The following is a 22,110-nucleotide window of genomic DNA, read 5'->3' on the forward strand; positions in this document are numbered from 1 at the left end:
TCAGTAGGGTTCCGGAGTGACCCAACAGGCCGAGAAACCCTTCCTGTACGTCGTCGTCTGCGCCGCCGGGATCGCCGCCGACGTCAGCAAACTCATCACCGCGGCCCAGGAACGAGGTTGGGAGGTCGGCGTCATCGCCACGCCCGTCGCGATGAACGGCTTCTTCGACACCGCCGCCGTCGCGACCCTGACCGGTCGCCCGATCCGCTCCGCCTGGCGCAGCCCGGGCGACCCGCGCCCCTTTCCGTCGCCGGATGCCGTCGTCGTCGCGCCCGCCACCTTCAACACCGTCAACAAATGGGCGGCCGGACTGGCCGACACCCTGGCCGTGGCCACCCTGTGCGAGGCGTACGGTCTGGGCGTCCCCACAGCCGTACTGCCGTGCGTGGCCGACGCGTTGGCCGGCCACCCCGCCTACCAGGACAGCCTGATACGGCTGCGGGGAATGGGCGTGCGGTTCGGTCCGCCCTTCGCGGGCGAGCCGGGGGCGGAGTTCGGCTGGGAGCAGGCGCTGGACCTGCTCGGGCGGTGACCTGCTGAGGCTTCGGGGCGGACGCCGTACGCTCCCTTTCGTCACCACTCGGAAGGCGGGAGCAGCAACGATGGAGTACGTGAAGCTCGGTTCGACGGGTCTGGACGTGTCACGGATCTGTCTGGGGTGCATGACCTACGGCCTGCCCGACCGCGGCGTGCACGAGTGGACGCTCGACGCGGAGGCGTCCCGGCCGCTGATCCGGCAGGCGCTGGACGCGGGCATCAACTTCTTCGACACGGCGAACGTCTACTCCGACGGCACCAGCGAGGAGATCGTCGGCAAGGCGCTGCGTGACTTCGCCGACCGGGACGAGATCGTCCTCGCCACCAAGGTGCACGGCCGGATGCGCTCGGGGCCCAACGGCGGCGGACTGTCCCGCAAGGCGATCATGACGGAGATCGACCACAGCCTGACCCGCCTCGGCACCGACCACGTCGACCTCTACCAGATCCACCGCTTCGACCCGCACACCCCGGTCGAGGAGACGATGGAGGCCCTGCACGACCTGGTCAAGGCCGGCAAGGTCCGCTATCTGGGGGCCAGTTCGATGTACGCCTGGCAGTTCTCCAAGATGCAGTACACGGCGGAGAAGCACGGCTGGACGAAGTTCGTGTCCATGCAGAACCACTACAACCTCCTCTACCGCGAGGAGGAGCGCGAGATGCTCCCGCTCTGCGCCGACCAGGGCGTCAGCGCGCTGCCCTGGAGCCCGCTGGCCCGGGGCCGGCTGACCCGGGACTGGGGCACGGTCACCGAGCGCAGCGCGGGCGACAACTTCGGCAACCGCCTCTACCAGGAAGGCGACCGCACCATCGTCGAGGCGGTCACCCGTATCGCCGGCGACCGCGGTGTGCCCCGCGCCCAGGTCGCCCTGGCCTGGCTGCTGCACCAGGACACGGTGGCGGCCCCGATCGTCGGCGCCGCCAAGCCGCACCACATCGAGGACGCGGTGGCGGCGGTCGAACTCGCCCTCAGCGAGAAGGAGATAGAGGAGCTGGAGCGGTCGTACACGGCCCGTCCGATCGTCGGCCACTGAAGCCGCTCCTCAGTGCGGCCCCTGCGGTGCGAACTCGGTGCCGCAGGGGCCGGCCCCCTCGCTCTCCGGCAGCGCGACCGGCTCTCCCCGCATCGACATCGTCCGGTAGTACGCGCCGATCCGCTCGGTCGACCGTCCCACGTAATGCCCGATGAACGACCGCCGGAAGCGGTCACCGCTCCGGTTCGGCCGCGACCCGTGCACCAGGCTCCCGTTGAAGAACAGGACGTCCCCCGGCGCCATGTCCACCGGCACGGCCTCCAGTCCCGCGGGCGGCGCCACGTACTCCCGGGCGAACGACACCCCTTCGTCCGCCTCCTCCGGGCAGAACAGGTCCATCCGGTGGGTACCGGGAACGACCTCAAGGCCCCCGTTCTCCCGGTCGATCACATCGCACGCCACCCACGCCGCGACACACGTCCCCGGCTCGACCCGCAGATAGAAGTTGTCCTGGTGCAGCGCCTGGCCCCGCGCCCCCGGCGGCTTGAAGTAGAACATGCTCTGCGCGGCCAGCGCCTCCTCGTCCAGCAGGGCCTCAAGGACCACCCGCAGCCGCGTGTCGAGCAGCGTCCGACGGGCGACCGTGTTGATCTCGTGCGGCTGCATCACCCGCGGCCACACCGCCAACGGGTCGTCCCCGGGCCGCGGTGCGAAGTGCCCGGGCACCGGCCCGGCCGCGTGCAGCGCCGTGAACTCCGCGCACAGCAGGTCGATCTCCTCCTGGGCGAACAATCCCCGTACGACGGTGAATCCGTCCTCCTCGAACTCCCTCACCCAGTGCGCGGTGTCCTTGTCCGTGACGGTCATGCGGCCCTCCTCGGTCAGCGGCGTGTACGCATGTCAAGCTAGGCGGCACGGGAGTTCGGGAGGATGCTCGTGACCGCTGACGGACTGCCTGAGGCTGCTGCCCCAGGCGTGCCCGCGCCGCCCGCGGGCCTGGTCGTGCTCGGCCGCTACGACGAGTCGCCGGGCTACTTCATCAACCGGCCGCAGGGCTCCGACAGCTGGCTGTTCACCTGGACCGTCGCCGGCGCTGGGCATCTGCGCCACGGCTCGGCCACCACGCGGGCCGGGGCCGGCGACCTCGTCGCCCTCGCCCCCGGCTCCCCGCACGGCTACGGCGTCGCGCCGGACGCCCCGCACTGGCGGTTCTGGTGGGTGCACTGCCAGGCCCGGCCCTCCTGGCTGCCCTGGCTGCGCTCGTACGACCGCGGCGCGGGCCTGTACGTCGTCACCCCGACCCCGACCGGACTGCGCGACCGCGTGGAGGCGGCGTTCCACCGGATGCACGCGTCCCCGCACGACCGGATCGCCGTCGCGCACGACACCGTCGCCCGTGAACTCGCCCTGTGCGCGCTGGAGGAGGTCGTGCTGCTCACCGCCGGCGGCGCCCGTCGCCGGCCCCCCACACCCGGCCTGGACCCCCGCATCGCCCGGGTCCAGGAACTCCTCGCCGCCGACCCCGGCGCGCCCCACACCGTCGACTCCCTCGCCGCGCATGTCTCTTTGTCGCCCTCGCGGCTGGCGCACCTGTTCACCCGCCAGGTGGGCCAGTCGCCGATGCGCGCCCTGCGTGAGGCGCGGCTGCGGCACGCGGCGCGGCTGCTGGAGGCCACCGACCTGCCCGTGGAACGGGTGGCCCAGGCGTCGGGGTTCGTGAGCCCCTTCCATTTCCACCGGGTCTTCCGCGAGCGATTCGGCATGCCGCCCGGCGCGTACCGGTCCGGCGGGCCAATGGTTGAGGCATGAGCTGTCCGGGCTGATCGGATACGCGGTGGAGTGGCCGTTCAATGGTTCACCGAAGGAAAGTCATTCACTATCCCTCGGGCTATTGACCCAACGTCAAAAACACCTGGTGCGCACGTAATGCACAAAACAGCGGGCTCCCTTGTTACATCTCGCTAACCTGTGGAAAGGTGGGGCCTTGTCGGCGCACGGACAAGGACGTCCCGGTACGTGCGCGATCCCTCCCGTGCGCCCCCCACGCTTCACGAGAGCTGTCGTCGGCGGGACCACATACCCATTGGTATGGACTTTCTTGTGCAAGCCCCCGAGAGGAATGCCGCCGTGAATGACGCAGGCCTGCCGAATTCCCCTGCCCCGGCCCGCCTGTTCGACGTGACGGACGCACAACTCAGCGCCGAGCTGAAGAAGTGGACGGGCGCGGCACCGGCCCTGCATCCCGTCGGTGAACTCCTCGACCGGCACTGGGAAGCCGCCTTCGCGTATGCCCGGCTGTGCACCGACGGAGCGCGTTCCGCGGGAATGCTCACCACCGCCGCATTCACCCGGCTCTTCGGCGAATCCCTGCGGCACAACGGACCGACGGCCGCCTGGCGCCCGCAGATCCTCGTCACCGTGCGGCGGATCGCCGCCGAATGGGACACCGACCGCCGCCGCGAACAACTCCACCCCGAGCTGCGCTCCGATGCCGGCGACGGGGAGCGGGCCGCGGCCCGGCTGCTGCCGCCCGCCGGCCGGCGCCTGCTGTCCGGCGCGTTCCAGCGGCTGCCGCAGTCCGCCCGCGCTCTGCTGTGGCACAGCGAGGTCGAGGGCGAGCCGCTGGAGATACCCGGCGCCCTGCTCGGTCTGGACGTGGAGGATGTCCGGGTCGAACTGGGCCGGGCCCGTGAGCGGCTGCGCGAGGAGTGCCTCCAGGTCCACCGCGAACTCGCCCCCGAACAGGAGTGCCGCAGCTTCCTGCGGATGCTCGACGTCACCTACCGGCGCGGGGGCGTCGACGTCGACCCCGACCTCCGCGCCCACCTCGACCGCTGCAAGCACTGCCGGCACACCGCCGACCAGCTGAACCAGTTCCACGACGACCTCGGCGTCGCCCTCGCCGAGGCGGTCCTCGGCTGGGGCGGGCGCGCCTACGCGGAGGCCCGGGCCGCCCAGGAGGCGGACGCGGGGGTGACACCCGAGGAGGCCGAGCCGGCCAGGGGCCACGCCATCGCGGGCGAGCCCTTCTTCGACCTCCCCCCGGTTCCCCGCACCAGCCCCTCCGTCCCCGGCACCCCGGCCCCCGACAGGGCCGCCGCTCCCCGTACCGGGGCACCCGCGGCAGGCCCTCGTACCGGGGCTCCCGCGTCGACGCGAAGAACCCGCAGACGGCACTCGGCGAAGAAGGCCGCCCGCCGTCGCAACCTCACCGCGGCCGTCCTGACCGTCAGCACCCTGGTCGCCCTCCCGCTGGTCCTGTGGGCCGTCCACGGCGGCGACGACCCCGCCCCGACCGCGGGCTCCCGGGCCTCCGACGCACCCGACGCCGGGGCGGACCGCTCCACCACCGACCCGACCTGGATCGGCGCCGGCGAGGAGGGCCAGGGCACACTGAGCGGCCGGATCCACAACGTCGACTCCGGGCTCTGTGTGGCCGTGGTCGGCAAGAAGGCCGTCAAGGGCGCCGAGACCGAGGTCACCGACTGCACCTCGGACAGCACCCAGCAGTGGACGTACGAGACCGACGGACTGCTGCGCAGCTCCGCCGACCCCGAGCTGTGCCTCGACTCCCACCTCGGCTACTCGGTGCAGCTGGGCCCGTGCACCGGACTGGCGAAGACCGAGGCCAAGGACGTCCGCTACGACTTCACGACACGCGGCAACCTGGTGCCGCGCCAGAACCAGGACCTGGCCCTGACCCCGGCCGCCACCGACGGCACCGGCGCCCTGGTCCTGAAGGCGCGCGCCGACGACACCGCCGTCCAGCGCTGGGTCTTCGACACCTCGAAGGCCGACCTCCAGATGGAGTGGGTCAACTGGGATGCCGTGGCCGAGCCCACGCCGACCCCCACCCCGACTCCCACGCCCACCCCGAAGAAGGCGACCCCCACGCCGACCCCGTCCGCGACCGCGTCGACCCCGGCGCCGACCCCCAGCGGCGCCTATCCGAGCGACGTTCCCTGCTCCTACACGTACTCCTGCGACTGGGGCGGCCAGTACGGCTCCGGATACGGGGGCTACGGCGGGTACGGGGGCTACGGAGGCGGCGGCCGGCGCTGACCCCCGCAGCTCACGCCCCGATCAGCTGGATCGAGCCCCACAGGGCGAGGGTGGCCGGCACCAGTGCCGCCGGGACGGCGAGCAGGCCGAGGCGGGTGAACTCGCCGAGTTCGACGGCCTGCCCGTCGCGCTGCACGATCCGCCGCCACAGCAGTGTGGCCAGCGAACCGGCGTAGGTGAGGTTCGGGCCGATGTTGACGCCGATCAGCACCGCGAGGACCGCGCCCGGCCCGGCACTCGCGGTGAGCGGCAGCAGGACCAGCACCGCGGGCAGGTTGTTGATCAGGTTCGCCAGTACGGCGGCCAGCGCGGCGATCCCGAGCAGCGCCACCACACCGGACCCGTCGGGGATCGCATGGCGCAGCGCGTCGGCGAGCCCGTTGTCGACGACCGCCCGGACGACCACGCCGAGCGCGAGCACGAACGCCAGGAACCCCGGCGCGGCGGCCTTCACCACGGTCAGCGGTGTGGCCCGGCGCCGGACCAGCGCCCGCCCGGCCAGCACCAGCGCGCCCGCGAGGGCCACCCACGCCGGGTCGACACCGACCGCGGACGCCACCACGAACCCGGCCAGGGTGCAGCCGACGGTGACGAGCGCGAACCGCGGCAGCTCGGGCGGCTCGGCCGTGTCGGGAGCGGCGACGGCGGCCTGGAGGTCGTCCGCGAAGAAGCGCCGGAACACCAGGTACTCGGCGCCGATCGCGACCAGCCAGGGCAGCGCCATCAGCGCCGCGAACCGGGTGAAGCTCAGCCCGCTCGCCTCGAAGGCGAGGAGGTTGGTCAGGTTGGACACCGGAAGCAGCAGCGACGCCGTGTTCGACAGATGCGCGCAGGCGTACAGATGGGGCCGGGCCCGGACCCCGCTGCGGGCCGCGGTGGCCAGCACGACCGGGGTGAGCAGGACGACCGTGGCGTCGAGGCTCAGCACGGCGGTGATCGCCGAGGCGAGCACGAACACCGATGTCAGCAGGGCGCGGGGACGGCCCGCGGCGCGACGGGACATCCACGCCCCGCAGGCCCGGAAGAGCCCCTCGACATCACAGAAGTGGGCGAGCACGAGCACCGCGGCGAGGAACCCGACCACCGGTCCGAGCCGTTCGGCCTCGGCCCACGCGTGCTCCGGCGAGATCGCGCCGGTCGCGACCGCGAGGCCCGCCGCCGGAACCGCCACCACCGCCTCGGGCAGCCCGCGCGGGCGCACCACGGCCCAGGCGAGTACGGCGACGAGCAGCGCTATGGACAGGACTTCGGCGAGCGGGGCGTTCAGGGGAAATCCTTCGGTGCGTGTTCGAGCCGTACCCACCCATGAAAACAGGCGAAGGTAAGAGACCTCGGCGGTGGGTCAGGCGCCCGGGCCCTTGGCGAACACCGTCAGGAACACCGAGGACTCGTTGCCGGAGACCGGCACCTCACCGGCCGACCAGGACACCTTCAGCGGGTCCCGCTCGTCAGGGGGCGTCACCAGCAGGGCGTCGGGGTTGGCGGTACGGGCCCCGCTGATCTCCGGGTTGGAGAAGGTGATCCCCGACCAGGCGCTGTGGCCGGGCGCCAGCCGCACGGTCGTGGGCGTACCGGGGGAGCGCTTGGGGTCGGGGCCCAGTTGCCTGCCGGCGGCGTCGACGAAGGCGGCGCCCGGATAGCCGTGGATCGTGCAGGTGCGCCGGGAGGTGTTCGTCAGGATCACGGGGAAGTTCTCCTGTCCGGCCCCCGGGTCGTTGCGGCCGAGGACGGCCTCCAGTTCGGAGGTGTGGCAGCGGCCGCCGGCGGCCGGACTCGGGGTGGGTGAGGGGGAGGGCGGTGATGTCGTCGGGCCGGCGCTCGGGGGCACCGAGGGTGTCGCCGAGGTCACGTCGCCGGTGGCCGGCGCGGCCGTGCCCGGCAGCGTCGACGGCGCGGTCGCCGCATCGCCCTCGCCGCTGCCGCCACCGCTTCCGCAGGCTGTCAGCAGGCTCAGCACAGCGGCGGCGCTCGCGAGCAACGCCGCCCGGTGCGCGGACCGGTACATGTTCGCCATGTCTTCTCACTCCTCGTAGGGCGCGTTGTGCCCCGTCATGAGAGTCCGATGCACCGAACGCCGGAAAAGTTCGTGCGGTCAGCCCCCGGCCCGCACCGAGCCGAGGATCCCCTGGGCCGCCGAGGCCCTGCCGTCCGTCCTGATCTGCACGTACACCTGCGGCTGTCCGCCGCCGTCCGGAGGCGTGAGCCCGGCCTCGACGACCGAGCCGCCGCCGGGGCAGTCGCTCCAACTGCGGACCCGGGCGGACCAGCGGGCCAGGGTGTGGTCGCGGGCGCCGTCGTAGTGGCACTCGGGGTGGGCGAGGTCGTCGACCACGGCTGTGACGTCACCCTGTTCCAGTACCCCGGCGAAGACGCCGTTGACGTCCGCGCCGAGGTCCTGCCAGCGCGCCAGGTCGTCGGCGACGGCGAACCCCGGCTCGTGCCCGGCGCGCAGACCGAGAGCCCGCGGGTCCCACCCCGCCGCGCGTACCTGACCGGCCCACGCGGCGGGTACGGCGGCCGACACCCGCCCCGTCACGTCCTCGATCCGCCGGTCGGCGGGCACGGTGCCGTGCGGCCACAGGGCGAAGGCCGTGCCGGTCAGGGCCGCCGTCACCACCAGCCCGGCGAGAAGGGCGGGCCACCGGCGGGGACGACGGCCCGCCGCCAGCCGTTCCAGCTCCGCCGCGAACGCCCGCGCGTCGGGCCAGCGGCGCGCACGGTCCGGACGCAGGGCGCGCAGCAGGGCACGCCGGACGCCGGGATCGAGGCCCGGACGCAGCCGGTCGGGCCGTACGACCTTGCCGGGCGCGCCCGGCACCACCCCGGTGAGCAGGTGGTAGCCGACCGCGCCCAGACCGTAGACGTCGGCACGCGCGTCGATGCCGGTGCCGGGCTCGGCCTGCTCGGGCGGCCGGTATCCCGCCGACCCGGCGGCCAGGGTCAGCCCGGACGCCTCCGCGAGGATCTTGGCCAGTCCGAGGTCGGCCAGCAGCACCTGCCGGGTGCCGTCCGGGCCGGTGCGCAGCAGCAGGTTGGACGGCTTGATGTCCCGGTGCACGATCCCCGCCTCGTGCAGCGCGGCCGCCCCGAGCGCCGCCGACGCCGTCAGCCGCAGCGCCTCCGCGACGGGCAGCGGGCCGTCCTGGAGCAGTTCTGCGAGGGTGCCGCCGTCGGCGTACTCCATCACGAAGTACGGTCTGCCGTCCGGGAGTTCACCGATGTCGTGGACCTGCACCACCCGCCGTGACGCGGCCCGGCGCAGCAACCGGGCCTCGGACAGGAAGCGTTCACGGACGTCGAGGCGGTGCGCCCAGTTGTCGGCGAGCACCTTCACGGCCACCGGCGCGTCCAGCGTGTCGTCGTGGGCGAGCCACACCGTCCCGAACGCGCCGGTGCCCAGGCGTCGTTCGACCCGGTAGCGGCCGATGCGCTCGACGGAGTGCATACGACTATCATGCCTGCCGCACCGACCATGGCGAGGGGAGCAGCCGTGCCGGACCGGCCCCCGACCGAGGACCTCGCCCGGCGCGCGGCCGACGGCGACCGGGCGGCGCTCGACGCGCTGCTCGCGGAGATCCGCCCCGAGGTCGTCCGGCGCTGCGGCCGGTTCCTGCCCTGCCGCGAGGACGCCGAGGAGGCGGCGCAGGACGTGCTGCTCCAAGTCGCCCGCAGGATCGGTACGTTCGAGGGACGCAGCCGCTTCGGCACCTGGCTGTACACCGTGGTGGCCAACTGCTGCCGACAGAAGTACCGCGAGCTCAGGCGGCGCTCCGCCGAACAGCCCGCCCCGACGGTCGACGACCTTCGCGCCGACCCCCGCACCACCAGCGTCATCGCCGGATCCCGCATCGACCTGCTGGAGGCGCTGGAACGGCTGGAGCGCGAACACCCGCTGCTGGTCGAGCCGTTGGTCTACCGGGACATCTGCCGGCTGGAGTACGCGGAGGCCGCGGAACGCGTCGGCATTCCGCTGGGCACCTTCAAGTCCCGACTGCACGAGGCACGTCGACAGATCAGGCCCTGGCTGGCCGAGTCGCCGTGACCGCTCACTCCTCCTCGAGCAGCGTGATCTCCGCCCAGATCGTCTTGCCGTCGGCCGTGTGCCGGCTGCCCCAGCGCTGGGTGAGCTGGGCGACCAGGAGGAGACCGCGGCCGCCCTCGTCCCAGGTCTTGGCGCGGCGCAGATGCGGGGCGGTGTGGCTGGTGTCGGAGACCTCGCAGATGAGGGTGGTCGCGTCGTGGATCAGGCGCAGCCGGATGGGGTGCGCGCCGTACCGGATGGCGTTGGTGACCAGCTCGCTCACCACCAGTTCCGCGGTGAACGACGCCTCCGACAGACCCCAGGTGCCCAGCTGCTCGACGACCTGCTTGCGGATGGGGGCGACGAGGGAGGGATCGGCGGGGATGTGCCAGGTCGCGACCTGGGAGGCGGGCAGGCCCCGGGTGCGGGCCAGCAGCAGGGCCACGTCGTCGGTGGAGCCGCCCGGCGGCAGGAGGGTGTTCAGGACCCGGTCGCAGGTCTCGTCGAGGGAGTCGGAGAAGGCCGCCAGTGCCTCGCCCAGCAGTGCGGTGCCCGCGTCCGCGTCGCGTTCCGCGGACTCGACCAGGCCGTCCGTGTAGAACGCCAGGACCGAGCCCTCGCGCAGCTCCAGCTCGGCCGACTCGAAGGGCAGTCCGCCCACGCCCAGCGGCGGCCCTGACGGCAGGTCGACCTGTCGGGGAGCGCCGCCCGGCGGGATCAGCAGCGGGGTGGGGTGTCCGGCCCGGGCCAGGGTGCAGCGCCGCGACACCGGGTCGTACACCGCGTACACACAGGTCGCCCCGACCTCGCCCGGGCTGCCGTCGGTGCCGGCCTCCGCGGACAGCCGGACCACGAGGTCGTCGAGGTGGGTGAGGAGCTCGTCCGGGGCGAGGTCGATGTCGGCGAGGGTGCGCACGGCGGTGCGCAGCCGGCCCATGGTGGCCGAGGCCTGGATGCCGTGACCGACGACGTCCCCGACGACCATCGCGACCCGCATCCCGGACAGCGGGATCACGTCGAACCAGTCGCCGCCCACCCCGGCCCGGGCCGCGGGCAGATACCGGGAGGCCGCCAGCACGGCCGCGGTGTGCGGCAGCGAGCGGGGCAGCAGGCTGCGCTGGAGCGCGAGCGCTGTCTCCCTCTCGCGGGAGTAGCGGCGGGCGTTGTCGATACAGACGGCCGCGCGCGTTGTCACCTCCTCGGCCAGCAGTACGTCGTCCGGCGTGAACGGATCGGGCCGCCGGAACCGGGTCAGCACCGCGACCCCGAGGGTCAGCCCGCGGGCCTGGATCGGCACCGACATCGTGGAGTGGATGCCGAACTGCCGGACGGCGTCGCCGCGCGCCTGGTTCCAGGACAGCCACTCGTCCAGCTGCCCGGAGGCCACGGTGGCGACGATGGTCCGGCCCGCGACCAGTGAGTCCGCCTGGGGCGAGGAGGCCGGATACATCTCGACCTGCCCCGGCTTGGCCACGGCCTCCGGGGTGCCCGGGTTGACCGACTGGTGCGCGGCCCGGCGCAGCCCGATCGGGGTGGTGAGGGCCGGGGGAGGCTCGCCGTTCTCCTGCGGGTCCAGCAGGTCGACGCTGACGAAGTCGGCGAGCGCGGGCACGCAGACGTCCGCGAGTTCCTGCGCCGTCCGGGTGACGTCGAGCGTGGAGCCGATGCGCACGCTCGCCTCGTTGACCAGTTGCAGCCGCTCGCGGGCCAGGTAGTTCTCGGTGAAGTCGTGCGCCGCCAGACACACGCCCCGCACCCGGCCCTCGCGGTCGGTGACCGGGGCCATTCTGGCCAGCCAGGCGTGCGCCAGTGTCTCGCCGCCGGTGCGCATGTACGTCTGGACGTCTTCCGCCCGGCCCGTGGTGAGCACCCGCAGCAGATGTGCCTCCAGCTCCGCGCTCTGCGGTTTGCCGCCGATCTCCGACAGTCTGAGGCCCCGGATGCGTTCCTCGGGCAGTCCGATCACGTCGGCCATGGCGTCGTTGAGCCGGCTCAGCCGCAGCCGCTCGTCGTAGACCGCGACGGCGCACGGTGACTGCACGAGCGCCGCCGTGGCGAGCGGGTCGTCGCCGGAGCGCGGTCCGCCGCCCTCCAGGGGGGTGACGACGAGCCACCGGCCGGGGGTGCCGTCCTCGGAGCGGTGGTGATGGGCGAGCAGCCATACGGACACGGTGCGGCCGTCGCGGTGGCGGAGCGTGACCGTGCCGTCCCAGCGCGGGCCGGCCGGGGCGAAGGCCGTCGGCACACCATCGCTGACCAGCAGGTACTCGGCCGGACTCCCCACGACCTCGGTGGCCGGCCGGCCCAGCAGGCGCTCCGCGCCGGCGTTCCACTCCACGACCGTGCCCTGGTCGTCGATGACAGCCCGTGCCGTCGCGGCATCGTCGAACGGATAGTCCGGGCTCATCGTCGCCACTCCATTGCGCACACTCACAGTGAACAAGCGCGTCACTTGAGTTCCAGCCTAGTGCGTCACGCTCCCGCGCGGACCGGAACCCCCCGCGTCCAGCGCGGTCCGCTGCCGGACGGGGTCAAGGCGGAAATCCGGCCGATGTGGTGGCCGAGGCACCTGTGCTCTTCCGCACCCTTGACGGTCCTGAGTGGCAGCACGTCAGAATCTGTGTGTTCACGATCAGTTGTGAGTACTTCTGGGCCCTGTTGAGAAAGAGCCGGATGAGGGAGAGCCGCACGTCATGACGGTCACTCGCAGATCTGTTCTGATCGCCTCCGCCGCCGCCCCCGCGGCCGGGGCGCTGCTCGGCACCGCCGCGGCGTCGGCCGCCGAGGCGGCGGGAGGTGCCGCGGGCCGCAGCACGGTCGCCCTGCGGGACGGCTGGCGCTTCGCCCTGGTCGACCCGGGCGGCATCACCGACCCGACCGGCGCCTTCGCCGGCGCCGCCGACCCCGCCTACGACGACTCGGCGTGGCGCGAGGTGGCCGTGCCGCACGACTGGAGCATCGAGCTCGCCCCGACCACACAGCACGGCACCACCAGCGGCACCGGCTTCTTCCCGGGCGGCCTCGGCTGGTACCGCCTCTCCTTCACTCTGCCGCCCGGCTGTGCCGGCAAGCGCGTCGCGGTGGAGTTCGACGGCGTCTACATGGACTCGTACGTCTACTGCAACGGCACCGAGGTCGGCCGTCACCCCTACGGCTACACCGGCTTCGCCTTCGACCTCACCGAGCTGCTGCACACCGACGGCACCACCGAGAACGTCATCGCCGTCAAGGTGCAGAACCGGCTGCCCAGCAGCCGCTGGTACTCGGGCAGCGGCATCTACCGCGAGGCCCGCCTCGTCGTCACCGAGCCGGTGCACGTGGAGCGCTGGGGCACCCAGGTCACCACACCCGACATCACCGAGGAGCGGGCCGTCGTCCGGGTGCGGACCTCCGTGGTGAACGCGTCCGGCACCGCGAGCCGGGTCGAGATCCGCTCGACGGTGAAGGATGCCAGGGGCCGGAAGGTCACCCGTACGGCGTCCACGGTCGACCTCACCGACAAGGCGACCGAGACCCACGAACTCACCGTCCCCGAACCCAGGTTGTGGGACTTCGCCGACCCTCACCGCTACACCCTGCTGACCGAACTCCGTGTCGACGGGCGGACCGTCGACACCCACCGCACCCCCTTCGGCATCCGCACCGTCCGCATCGACCCGGACGAGGGGTTCCATCTCAACGGCGTCCACACCAAGTTGAAGGGCGTCGACCTGCACCATGACCTCGGCGCGCTCGGCGCGGCCGTCAGCGTCGAGGCGATCCGCCGCCAGATGACGATCATGAAGTCGATGGGCGTCAACGCCTTCCGCACCTCGCACAACCCGCCCTCGCCGGAGATGATCCGGGTCTGCGAGGAGCTCGGCATCGTGATGATGGTGGAGGCCTTCGACTGCTGGCGCAGCCCCAAGACCCGTTACGACTACGGCCGGTTCTTCGACGAGTGGTCGGACCGGGACATCGCGGAGATGGTGCGGGCCGCCCGCAACTCACCCGCCGTGATCATGTGGTCGATCGGCAACGAGATCTCCGAGTTCACCTCCACCGCGGGCCTGACCATCGCGGACCGCCTCATCGCCGGGATCAAGGCCCACGACGACACCCGCCCGGTCGTCATCGGCTCCCACCGCCACCGGACCGTGCCCACCCCCGGCACCCCCGCCGACCTGATCCTCGCCAAACTGGACGGCCTCGGCCTCAACTACAACACCGCCAAGTCGGTGGACGCGCTGCACGCCCGCTATCCGCACCTGTTCCTCTTCGAGTCCGAGTCGTCCTCCGAGACCTCCACCCGGGGCGCCTACCAGGAGCCGGAGCACCTCAACACCGGCGAGAACCACACCCCCGGCAAACGGGCCGTCTCCTCGTACGACAACAACCTCGCCTCCTGGACCATGAGCGGCGAGTACGGCCACAAGAAGGACCGCGACCGGAAGTGGTTCACCGGCCAGTTCCTGTGGTCCGGCATCGACTACATCGGCGAACCCGCGCCGTACGACGTCTTCCCGGTGAAGGCGTCCTTCTTCGGCGCCGTCGACACGGCCGGCTTCCCGAAGGACATGTACTACCTGTTCCAGAGCCAGTGGGTCGAGGAACCCATGGTCCATCTGTTGCCGATGACCTGGAACCACGAGGAAGGGGACACGGTCGAGGTGTGGGCGTACTCCAACGTCGACACCGTCGAGCTGTTCCTCAACGGAAAGTCCCTGGGTGTGCGGAAGTTCGACACGAAGACGACCGTCGACGGGCGTCGCTACCTGGAGACCACCGAGGCGACCGGCGACGACAAGACCTTCACCGACGGCCCCTACCCCGGCAGCTACACCAGTCCGAACGGCAGCGCCGGCAAGCTCCACCTGACGTGGAAGGTCCCCTACCGGGCCGGTGAGTTGAGGGCCGTGGCCCGGCGGGGCGGGAAGGTCGTCGCCACCGATGTGCTGCGCACCGCGGGTGCGGCACACGCCGTGCGGCTGACGGCCGACCGCAAGTCCGTGGCCGCGGACGGGCGTTCGCTGGTGTTCGTCACCGCGGAGATCGTCGACGCGCGCGGGGTGGTCGTGCCCGACGCCGAGGAGCTGATCTCGTTCGAGGTCAAGGGCGGCTCCCTCGCCGGGCTCGACAACGGACGTCAGGAGAGCGCCGAGCGCTACCAGGCGAGCACGCGCACCGCGTTCCACGGCAAGGCACTCGCCGTCGTACGGTCGGGCGCCGAGCCGGGGGCGCTGAAGGTGACCGGGCGGGCGGAAGGGCTGCGCTCGGACTCCGTGACCCTGCGTGCCGAGCCCGCCCGCTCGGCCGCGACCACCCCCGCGGCCGGCGTCCAGCCCGACTACCCTGTCCCGCCGAACTACCCGTACGCGGACGCCAGTTACTCCGGCCGCACCGACACCCTGCCCGCCGCGATGCTCGACGGCGACCCGGCGACCGGTTGGTCCAACGCCTTCAGCAAGGCCGCCACCGCCCTGTTGCCGGTGTTCAACGGGGCCAGGGCCGAGGACTGGGTCTCCGTCGACTTCGGGCGAACACGGACCTTCGACCGGGTGGAGGTCTCGTTCACCCTGGGCCCGGTCCACAGCCTGCCCGCGTCCGTGGAGGTGGAGGCGTGGGACGGGAAGCGCTGGGTGAAGGCGGAGGGCGCGGCTGTGGAGTGGGCGGGCGAGTCCGACGCGCCGACCGTGGTCACCTTCGACGCGCTCGGCGGATCCCGGCTGCGGCTGCTTCTGGCCAGCGGCCATCCCGGTGAAGTCCGAGGCGCGGTGAGGATCAGCAGGCTGTCGGTGCCGGCCGTCTGACCCGCCTTCGCGTACGGTCCGGACGGGATCGGGCCAATCAGTCACGTCCGGACCGTTGACGAGGTGTCATGCCTGCAACAAGCATGGCACCGACCGCACTTGGGAGCGCTCCCATCATGGGCGCCGCCCGCCGCTCACCGAGGAGCCCCGGACGTGAAAAGACGTAACACCACGCTGTTGTCCCTGACGGCCCTGCTGGGCGCGGTACTTGTCGCCGCGCCGACCTCACCGGCATCCGCCGACGAGGTCGAGCAGTTGAAGAACGGCACCTTCGACACCACCACCGAGCCCTGGTGGGCGACCAGCAACGTCACCGCGGGTCTGTCCGACGGGCGGCTGTGCGCGGACGTGCCGGGCGGCACCACCAACCGCTGGGACGCCGCCGTCGGCCAGAACGACGTCACGCTGGTCAAGGGGGAGTCGTACAAGTTCGCCTTCACCGCGGACGGTGTGCCCGACGGGCATGTCGTGCGCGCCATCGTGGGGCTCCAAGTGGCCCCGTACGACACCTACTTCGAGGTCAGCCCGCAGCTCAGTGTCTCCGGCAACAGTTACTCCTACACCTTCACCTCGCCCGTCGACGCCACCCAGGCCCAGGTCGGCTTCCAGCTCGGCGGCAGCGCTGACGCCTGGAAGTTCTGCATGGACGACGTGTCCCTGCTCGGCGGGGTGCCGCCGGAGGTGTACGAGCCCGACACCGGGCCGCGGGTGCGCGTGAACCAGGTCGCCTATCTGCCGTCCGGGCCGAAGAACGCCACGCTCGTGACGGACGGTACGGCGAAACTGCCCTGGCAGCTGAAGAACGCCTCCGGCACCGTGGTGGCGCAGGGCTCGACCACGCCGCGCGGCGTCGACGCGTCCTCCGGGCAGAACGTCCACTCCATCGACTTCGGGGCGTACAAGAAGGCGGGCACCGGCTACACGCTGGTCGCCGACGGTGAGACGAGCCGCCCGTTCGACATCGGCACCGGCGCCTATGAGCAACTGCGCCTGGACGCCCTCAAGTACTACTACACCCAGCGCAGCGGCATCCCGATACGGGACGATCTGCGGCCCGGCTACGGCCGCGCCGCCGGTCATGTCGACGTGGCCCCCAACCAGGGCGACTCCGCCGTCCCCTGCCAGCCGGGCGTCTGTGACTACAAGCTCGATGTCACCGGCGGCTGGTACGACGCCGGCGACCACGGCAAGTACGTCGTCAACGGCGGTATCTCCACCTGGGAGCTGCTGAGCACCTACGAGCGTGCCCTGCACGCCCGCACCGGGAAGCCCGGGAAGCTCGGCGACGGCACCCTCGCCATTCCGGAGAGCGGCAACAAGGTGCCGGACATCCTCGACGAGACCCGCTGGGAGCTGGAGTTCCTGCTGAAGATGCAGGTGCCCGCCGGACAGCCGCTGGCCGGGATGGCCCACCACAAGATCCACGACGAGGCGTGGACCGGCCTCCCGCTGCTGCCGAGCGAGGATCCGCAAAAGCGTGAACTGCACCCCGCGACAACCGAGGCGACCCTGAACCTCGCGGCCACCGCGGCGCAGGCGGCCCGGCTGTACAAGCCCTACGACAAGGCGTTCGCGGCGAAGACCCTCGCGGCGGCCCGCACCGCCTGGACGGCGGCGCTCGCCCACCCGGCCCTGCACGCCGACCCCAACGACGGCACCGGCGGCGGCGCCTACCCGGACACCGACGCCACCGACGAGTTCTACTGGGCGGCGGCCGAGCTGTATCTCACCACGGGGGAGAAGCAGTTCGCGGACTACGTCCTCAACTCGCCCGTCCACACGGCTGACATCTTCGGCCCCCTCGGCTACGACTGGGCCCGCACGGCGGCAGCCGCCCGCCTGGACCTGGCGACCGTCCCCAGCAAGCTGCCCGGCCGCGACAAGGTGCGCCAGTCGGTGGTCAAGGGCGCCGACCGCTACCTCACCACGCTGAGGTCACAGCCGTACGGCATGCCGTACGCGCCCACCGACAACCTCTACGACTGGGGTTCCAACCACCAGATCCTGCACAACGGCATCGTCATCGCCACCGCGTACGACATCACGGGCGCCACGAAGTACCGGGACGGCGCCCTCCAGAGCGTCGACTACCTCTTCGGCCGCAACGCGCTGAACATGTCGTACGTCACCGGCTACGGCGAGGTGAACTCCCACAACCAGCACAGCCGTTGGTACGCCCACCAGCTCGACGCGAACCTCCCGAACCCGCCCAAGGGCACCCTGGCGGGCGGGCCGAACTCGAGCATCCAGGACCCCTACGCACAGAGCAAACTCCAGGGCTGCGTCGGCCAGTTCTGCTACATCGACGACATCCAGTCCTGGTCGACCAACGAGCACACCATCAACTGGAACTCCGCGCTGAGCCGGATGGCCTCCTTCGTGGCGGACCAGACGTAGCCGGAAGACGGTTCGCAGGGGCTCCCTGCGCACGGTGACCTCCGCTCATGAGCAGAACCGCGGAGGTCATCGTGCCGGCGCTGGGCAATTCCGGGAAGGGCAGGTTCGCCCCGAGCCCCGGCTGTCTCGTCCGCACGGACCACGGCGACACCGGCACCGACCGGCGCTCCCACCAGACCCCGGAGCGCCTGCGCGACCCCCGTCGCGCCTGGTGACCAGCCGTTGAGCAGGACGCTCACCGCTCCTCCCGCCGGACGTGCGTGAGCTTCTCGGGGTTGGTGACGATGTACACGTCGGACACGCGGTCGCCCTCGGGTGTGAGGTCCATGACCATCACCGCGTACGGCGAGTCCCCCTCGAACAGCACGGCCGCCGGGTCGCCGTTGGCCTGCTCGTAGCGCAGCTCCAGGTCGAGGGCGGCGCCACGGGAGCGGAAACCGTCGATGAAGCGGACGACCTTGTCCCGGCCGCGCACCGGACGCAGCCCCGCCGTCCTGCGGTTGCCGCCGCCGTCCGTCCAGATCGTCACGTCGGGCGCGAGGATCTCCATCAGCGCGCCGATGTCCCCGCCGAGCGCGGCCTCCACGAACCGCTCGGTCGCCTCCCGCCGCACCCTCGGATGCGCGTCGTACAGCGGCCGACGCGCGTGCACATGCTCCCGGGCCCGGTGCGCGACCTGCCGTACCGCCGCCGGGGTGCGGTCGAGGATGTCCGCGATCTCGGTGTGCGGATAGCCGAACACCTCGTTGAGCACGAACACCGCCCGCTCCAGCGGCGTGAGGGACTCCAGGACCACCAGCATCGCCATCGACACCGACTCGCCGCGCAGCGCCGCGTCCTCGGCGGCGGCGTCGGTGAGCAGGGGCTCGGGCAGCCACGGGCCGACGTACGTCTCGCGCCGCCTGCTGATCGTGGCACGGCGGGCCAGGGCGTGGTTCACGGCGATACGGACCAGGTACGCGCGGGGGTTGGCGATCCCGTCCAGGGGCGAGTCGCCGCCCCGGCCCCGGGCCGTCCAGGACAGCCAGGTCTCCTGCACCACGTCCTCGGTGTCCGCGACGCTGCCCAGCATGTTGTAGACGATGCCGAACAGCAGCTCACGGTGGTCGACGAAGACGTCCGTCGCCTCGTCCGTCTCCGGAACACGGATCTCGGTCATGCGTGGCCTCCCCGGTACGCGCTCACCACTGCGAGGGGCCTCGGGCGCGGGAACGTGACATCGGAGGGCGGAAATGTGACGTGTGCCTCACCGTGAGGACGTCGCGTCACACCGCGGAGCCACCCCCGCCTCTCAACCGTGAATCCGCATCCCGCGGTCCCTGAGGAGGTCCGGTGACCATCGACTTCACCGCCATGTACGCGTCCCACGACGCCTTCCGCCGCGATCTGGCGCGGCTGGCCGACGCCGTCGCCGAGGGGCGGGGCGGCACGCCCGCGGTCCGGGCCGGCTGGCAGAACTTCAAGCACCAACTGCACATCCACCACACCGCCGAGGACACCGGACTGTGGCCGCGGGTCCGCACCCGGTGCGCCGGACGCCCGCGTGATCTCGCGCTGCTCGACGCGATGGAGGACGAGCACTCCCGCATCGACCCGCTGCTCTCCGCCGTCGACACCGCGCTGGCCGAGGGCGCGGCCGAACTCCCCGACCTGGTGCGCGCGTTGGCCGCCACTCTCGACGACCACCTCAAGCACGAGGAGGACAGCGCCCTGCCGCTGATCCAGGACGTCCTCACGGACGCCGACTGGGGCGCCTTCACCGGCCGTATCCGGGAGACGCAGGGGATTCGCGGCGCGGCCGTGTTCGTGCCGTGGGTCGTCGACGGCGCCCCTTCCGCGGACCGGGCCGCATTCCTGGACAGCATGCCGCCGCCCGTCCGCGTCCTCAACCGGCTCTTCTGGGAAGGGGGTTACCGGCGCAGGGGGCTGTGGGCGCACAGCTAGAGACACGTGCCGGCCCGCACGGCTAGGCCGCGTCGTGGAAGACCAGGCCCAGGGCGTGGCGCCGGCCCGAGCGGACCGTGCTCACGCCGTGCCGCATCGCCCCCGCGGACCAGCCGCGGCGGGTGCGCACCGGGTGGTCCCGGGTGGTGAAGACCAGGCCGTGGCCCTGCCGCAGCACGGTCGAGGTGCCCCGGGACTGCGCCCTGGGCCGCTGCTCCACCATCAGGAACTCACCGCCCGTGTAGTCGGTGCCGTACACGTCGAGCCCGACCACGACCTGGAGCGGGAAGACCAGCTCGCCGAAGACGTCCCGGTGCAGGGCGTTCCAGTCGCCCGCCCCGTAGCGCAGCAGGATCTGAGCCGACCGGTCCTGCCCGGCCGTGTGGCAGCGCTCCAGCCACTCGGCGAGGGAGTCCGGCCAGGGCGCGGGACGGCCGAGGCGGGCCGCCCACTCCCGGGCGACCGGCAGCAGGCGGGGGTAGAGCGCGGCGCGCAGGGCGGCCACCGGGTCGGGCAGGTCGTGGGTGAAGTACCGGTACTCGCCCGACCCGAAGCGGTGCCGGGCCAGGTCGACGGTCGTGCGGAACAGCTCGGGCTTGTCGTACAGCGCCGCCAGGTCACGGCACTCGGCGGGCGTCAGCAACTCGCCCGTGGGCGCGCTGCCGTGCTCGTCCAGCTCCGCGGCGAGCGCGTCCCAGTCCGTGCCGGCGACGCGTCGGCGGGCCTGCGTGGGGGTGGGGGTCATGAGGGGCCTCCTGTCGTACGGACGTCAGACGAGCGTCGGCCGCAGCGCGCCCTCGTGCGTGAGCAGCCGCACCTTGCGCTCCACTCCGCCCGCGTACCCGCGCATCGAGCCGTCGGCGCCGATCACCCGATGGCAGGGCCGCACGATCAGCAAGGGGTTGGCGGCGAGCGCCGCGCCCACGGCCGGGGTGTCGGACCGCGCCAGACCGAGCCGCGCTGCGAGCGCGCCGTACGTGGTCGTGGTGCCGTACGGGACGGCGTCCACCGCCTGCCACACGCGCCGCTGGAACTCCGTGCCGGCGGCGGCGAACGGCAGCTCGAAACGGGTGAGCCGGCCCGCGAAGTACGCGGCGAGCTGGGTGGTGGCCTCGGCGAAGGCCGCGTCGTCGCGGCGCCAGTCGGCGCGCACGGCGGGGGCGGTGCGCTGCCCCGGCATCGACAGCGAGGCGAGCTTCCCTCCCCGGCCCACGAGCAGCAGTTCGCCGAGCGGACTCTCGATGGTCGTGTACGTCGTCATGTCCCCGAGTCTGCTGCGCCGGGCGGCCTGTCACCGGCGGGAATCGGACTTCGCGCTGTGCGGTCCGCGGTACCCCTGGCGGACGGCTCTGACCTGGCGGTATTTACGGTGGAGTACCTCGGCGGTACCGTAAGGGCATGCCAGCTCTCAACGTCGAGTTCAGTGATCGTGAGCTAGAGGACCTGCGGCAGATCGCCAAGGAGCGCGGTACGTCGATGAAGGCCCTCGTCCGGGAGGCAGCCGCCGCCGACATCGCGCGGCATCGTGCCCTCCAGGAAGGCGCGGAGGCCTTCCGGCGCTTCTTCGCGGCCCACGCGGACGAGTTCGCGGCGGCCTTCCCCGACGACGAACCGGCCGTGCGGCGCGAGGAGCGGGTCGTCTGACCGATGGCCTCCGTGGTCCACATCGACGTGCCCTGGCTGCTCCAGCGTCACGAAGAGGTCCTGCCGGACCAGCCCACCATCAACGACTTCTCCGCGCTGGTGGCCGCCGTCGCCCGCCACCGGGTCGACCCGCCCCGCCTCGGGGTGGACTCCGACCCGGCCTGGCGGGCCGCCGCCCTGCTGCACACCCTCGCCCTGCTCAAGCCGCTGCCGTCGGCCAACGCCCGTTTCGCCTGCGCGACGGCCGTGGCGTACATGTTCGTCAGCGATGTCGGCATCGACCCGCCCTACGGCGCTCTCGTCGACCTCGCCCGCGATCTGATCTCCGGCAAGACCGACGTCTACGGCGCGGCCGACCGGCTGCGCTCCTGGCAGATCTGAGTCCCGGGCGGGCCGCGAGGACATGGCCGGCCCGGTCGGCCCCGACCCGCCCTCGGGGCCGCCGACCGAGGGCGGGAGGATCGGGGTCGGCGGCCGGTTTCGCACAGGAGAGCCGCCGTCCTGCGCGTGGCCTCCGAGGGGCCGGTACCAGTGCACTACGCGGTGGTGCGCGCCGGGAGCGTGCGCGGTGCTCCGGCGTGTGCGCGTGTTTCACACGGGGCGTGTGGAATACCGAAAGCGGGATGGCGAGAGCCGCGCCGACCGTGTTTCTGACTTTCTTTCAATGAGGCTGATGTTGCTCAAGTGCCTTGTTGCCATGACCCCTTTGTGCAAGGGTGAACTACCCGCGCGGGGGGTAAAG

Annotated in this window: 19 protein-coding genes; 11 read left to right on the forward strand and 8 right to left on the reverse strand. The window is 72.1% G+C overall.

What is annotated here, in order from left to right:
- Window positions 1-16 precede the first annotated feature (16 nt).
- Both OG866_RS40080 and OG866_RS40085 read left to right on the forward strand, forming a co-directional pair.
- Window positions 17-532: a flavoprotein gene (locus tag OG866_RS40080; protein WP_329342458.1), complete on the forward strand. Its 516-nt coding sequence runs from the start codon at window positions 17-19 to the stop codon at window positions 530-532.
- A gap of 70 nt (window positions 533-602) precedes the next feature.
- The gene (locus OG866_RS40085) at window positions 603-1,571 is read left to right on the forward strand and encodes an aldo/keto reductase (protein ID WP_329342459.1); all 969 of its coding nucleotides are present in this window, start codon (window positions 603-605) and stop codon (window positions 1,569-1,571) included.
- A 9-nt stretch (window positions 1,572-1,580) separates the two neighbouring features.
- On the opposite strand, the gene OG866_RS40090 is transcribed toward OG866_RS40085, so the two are convergent.
- On the reverse strand, window positions 1,581-2,378 hold the full coding sequence (locus tag OG866_RS40090) for a phytanoyl-CoA dioxygenase family protein (RefSeq protein WP_329342461.1): 798 nt from the start codon (window positions 2,376-2,378) through the stop codon (window positions 1,581-1,583).
- A gap of 63 nt (window positions 2,379-2,441) precedes the next feature.
- On the opposite strand from OG866_RS40090, the gene OG866_RS40095 reads away from it, so the two are divergent.
- Together OG866_RS40095 and OG866_RS40100 are read left to right on the forward strand one after the other, a co-directional pair.
- On the forward strand, window positions 2,442-3,320 hold the full coding sequence (locus tag OG866_RS40095) for a helix-turn-helix domain-containing protein (protein WP_329342463.1): 879 nt from the start codon (window positions 2,442-2,444) through the stop codon (window positions 3,318-3,320).
- Between the two features lie 318 nt (window positions 3,321-3,638).
- A complete protein-coding gene (locus tag OG866_RS40100) occupies window positions 3,639-5,573 on the forward strand; it encodes a ricin-type beta-trefoil lectin domain protein (protein WP_329342464.1) in 1,935 nt (644 codons plus the stop codon).
- Window positions 5,574-5,583: 10 nt separating this feature from the next.
- On the opposite strand, the gene OG866_RS40105 is transcribed toward OG866_RS40100, so the two are convergent.
- The 3 genes from OG866_RS40105 to OG866_RS40115 all read right to left on the reverse strand — a co-directional run bounded on the left by OG866_RS40105 (window position 5,584) and on the right by OG866_RS40115 (window position 9,018).
- Window positions 5,584-6,840: an arsenic transporter gene (locus OG866_RS40105; RefSeq protein ID WP_329344519.1), complete on the reverse strand. Its 1,257-nt coding sequence runs from the start codon at window positions 6,838-6,840 to the stop codon at window positions 5,584-5,586.
- Window positions 6,841-6,915: 75 nt separating this feature from the next.
- Window positions 6,916-7,587, reverse strand: a complete 672-nt coding sequence (locus tag OG866_RS40110) for a DUF4232 domain-containing protein (RefSeq protein ID WP_329342466.1) — start codon at window positions 7,585-7,587, stop codon at window positions 6,916-6,918.
- A gap of 78 nt (window positions 7,588-7,665) precedes the next feature.
- Window positions 7,666-9,018: a serine/threonine-protein kinase gene (locus tag OG866_RS40115; RefSeq protein ID WP_329342468.1), complete on the reverse strand. Its 1,353-nt coding sequence runs from the start codon at window positions 9,016-9,018 to the stop codon at window positions 7,666-7,668.
- Between the two features lie 9 nt (window positions 9,019-9,027).
- On the opposite strand from OG866_RS40115, the gene OG866_RS40120 reads away from it, so the two are divergent.
- Window positions 9,028-9,615 carry an RNA polymerase sigma factor gene (locus OG866_RS40120; protein ID WP_329342470.1) on the forward strand — a complete coding sequence of 196 codons (588 nt, stop codon included), beginning with the start codon at window positions 9,028-9,030 and terminating at the stop codon, window positions 9,613-9,615.
- 4 nt (window positions 9,616-9,619) lie between these two features.
- Here the strand turns inward: OG866_RS40120 and OG866_RS40125 are convergent, their stop codons facing one another.
- On the reverse strand, window positions 9,620-12,001 hold the full coding sequence (locus OG866_RS40125) for a SpoIIE family protein phosphatase (protein ID WP_329342472.1): 2,382 nt from the start codon (window positions 11,999-12,001) through the stop codon (window positions 9,620-9,622).
- Window positions 12,002-12,287: 286 nt separating this feature from the next.
- On the opposite strand from OG866_RS40125, the gene OG866_RS40130 reads away from it, so the two are divergent.
- The 3 genes from OG866_RS40130 (at window position 12,288) to OG866_RS40140 (ending at window position 17,995) form a co-directional block, all read left to right on the forward strand.
- Entirely contained in the window at window positions 12,288-15,383 is a 3,096-nt protein-coding gene (locus OG866_RS40130; RefSeq protein WP_329342474.1) for a glycoside hydrolase family 2 TIM barrel-domain containing protein, read from the forward strand.
- A gap of 153 nt (window positions 15,384-15,536) precedes the next feature.
- Window positions 15,537-17,780, forward strand: a complete 2,244-nt coding sequence (locus OG866_RS40135) for a glycoside hydrolase family 9 protein (RefSeq protein WP_329342476.1) — start codon at window positions 15,537-15,539, stop codon at window positions 17,778-17,780.
- Between the two features lie 47 nt (window positions 17,781-17,827).
- Window positions 17,828-17,995, forward strand: a complete 168-nt coding sequence (locus tag OG866_RS40140) for a hypothetical protein (protein ID WP_329342477.1) — start codon at window positions 17,828-17,830, stop codon at window positions 17,993-17,995.
- 20 nt (window positions 17,996-18,015) lie between these two features.
- On the opposite strand, the gene sigJ is transcribed toward OG866_RS40140, so the two are convergent.
- Window positions 18,016-18,939, reverse strand: coding sequence for an RNA polymerase sigma factor SigJ (gene sigJ, locus OG866_RS40145; RefSeq protein ID WP_329342478.1), 924 nt, complete (start codon window positions 18,937-18,939; stop codon window positions 18,016-18,018).
- A gap of 173 nt (window positions 18,940-19,112) precedes the next feature.
- On the opposite strand from sigJ, the gene OG866_RS40150 reads away from it, so the two are divergent.
- Window positions 19,113-19,724: a hemerythrin domain-containing protein gene (locus OG866_RS40150; RefSeq protein ID WP_329342479.1), complete on the forward strand. Its 612-nt coding sequence runs from the start codon at window positions 19,113-19,115 to the stop codon at window positions 19,722-19,724.
- Between the two features lie 22 nt (window positions 19,725-19,746).
- Here the strand turns inward: OG866_RS40150 and OG866_RS40155 are convergent, their stop codons facing one another.
- Together OG866_RS40155 and OG866_RS40160 are read right to left on the reverse strand one after the other, a co-directional pair.
- Window positions 19,747-20,469 carry a 2OG-Fe(II) oxygenase gene (locus OG866_RS40155; protein WP_329342480.1) on the reverse strand — a complete coding sequence of 241 codons (723 nt, stop codon included), beginning with the start codon at window positions 20,467-20,469 and terminating at the stop codon, window positions 19,747-19,749.
- Between the two features lie 24 nt (window positions 20,470-20,493).
- Window positions 20,494-20,985 (reverse strand): methylated-DNA--[protein]-cysteine S-methyltransferase, encoded by a 492-nt coding sequence (locus OG866_RS40160; RefSeq protein WP_329342481.1) that lies wholly within the window; start codon window positions 20,983-20,985, stop codon window positions 20,494-20,496.
- A 137-nt stretch (window positions 20,986-21,122) separates the two neighbouring features.
- Between OG866_RS40160 and OG866_RS40165 the strand changes: the two genes are divergently transcribed.
- Window positions 21,123-21,368: a hypothetical protein gene (locus OG866_RS40165; protein ID WP_329342483.1), complete on the forward strand. Its 246-nt coding sequence runs from the start codon at window positions 21,123-21,125 to the stop codon at window positions 21,366-21,368.
- Window positions 21,369-21,371: 3 nt separating this feature from the next.
- The gene (locus tag OG866_RS40170; protein WP_329342484.1) at window positions 21,372-21,749 is read left to right on the forward strand and encodes a toxin Doc; all 378 of its coding nucleotides are present in this window, start codon (window positions 21,372-21,374) and stop codon (window positions 21,747-21,749) included.
- Window positions 21,750-22,110 lie beyond the last annotated feature (361 nt).

Source organism: Streptomyces sp. NBC_00663 (genome assembly GCF_036226885.1).
Taxonomy (GTDB): Bacteria; Actinomycetota; Actinomycetes; order Streptomycetales; family Streptomycetaceae; genus Streptomyces.

What these genes read in the sequence shown, in the direction of transcription:
- OG866_RS40120 (WP_329342470.1), top strand. Translation starts at nt 9,028, where the DNA reads ATGCCTGCCGCACCGACCATGGCGAGGGGAGCAGCCGTGCCGGACCGG.
- OG866_RS40095 (WP_329342463.1), top strand. Translation starts at nt 2,442, where the DNA reads ATGCTCGTGACCGCTGACGGACTGCCTGAGGCTGCTGCCCCAGGCGTG.
- OG866_RS40140 (WP_329342477.1), top strand. Translation starts at nt 17,828, where the DNA reads ATGAGCAGAACCGCGGAGGTCATCGTGCCGGCGCTGGGCAATTCCGGG.
- OG866_RS40110 (WP_329342466.1), bottom strand. Translation starts at nt 7,587, where the DNA reads ATGGCGAACATGTACCGGTCCGCGCACCGGGCGGCGTTGCTCGCGAGC.
- OG866_RS40165 (WP_329342483.1), top strand. Translation starts at nt 21,123, where the DNA reads ATGCCAGCTCTCAACGTCGAGTTCAGTGATCGTGAGCTAGAGGACCTG.
- OG866_RS40090 (WP_329342461.1), bottom strand. Translation starts at nt 2,378, where the DNA reads ATGACCGTCACGGACAAGGACACCGCGCACTGGGTGAGGGAGTTCGAG.
- sigJ (WP_329342478.1), bottom strand. Translation starts at nt 18,939, where the DNA reads ATGACCGAGATCCGTGTTCCGGAGACGGACGAGGCGACGGACGTCTTC.
- OG866_RS40115 (WP_329342468.1), bottom strand. Translation starts at nt 9,018, where the DNA reads ATGCACTCCGTCGAGCGCATCGGCCGCTACCGGGTCGAACGACGCCTG.
- OG866_RS40170 (WP_329342484.1), top strand. Translation starts at nt 21,372, where the DNA reads ATGGCCTCCGTGGTCCACATCGACGTGCCCTGGCTGCTCCAGCGTCAC.
- OG866_RS40155 (WP_329342480.1), bottom strand. Translation starts at nt 20,469, where the DNA reads ATGACCCCCACCCCCACGCAGGCCCGCCGACGCGTCGCCGGCACGGAC.
- OG866_RS40130 (WP_329342474.1), top strand. Translation starts at nt 12,288, where the DNA reads ATGACGGTCACTCGCAGATCTGTTCTGATCGCCTCCGCCGCCGCCCCC.
- OG866_RS40085 (WP_329342459.1), top strand. Translation starts at nt 603, where the DNA reads ATGGAGTACGTGAAGCTCGGTTCGACGGGTCTGGACGTGTCACGGATC.
- OG866_RS40125 (WP_329342472.1), bottom strand. Translation starts at nt 12,001, where the DNA reads ATGAGCCCGGACTATCCGTTCGACGATGCCGCGACGGCACGGGCTGTC.
- OG866_RS40160 (WP_329342481.1), bottom strand. Translation starts at nt 20,985, where the DNA reads ATGACGACGTACACGACCATCGAGAGTCCGCTCGGCGAACTGCTGCTC.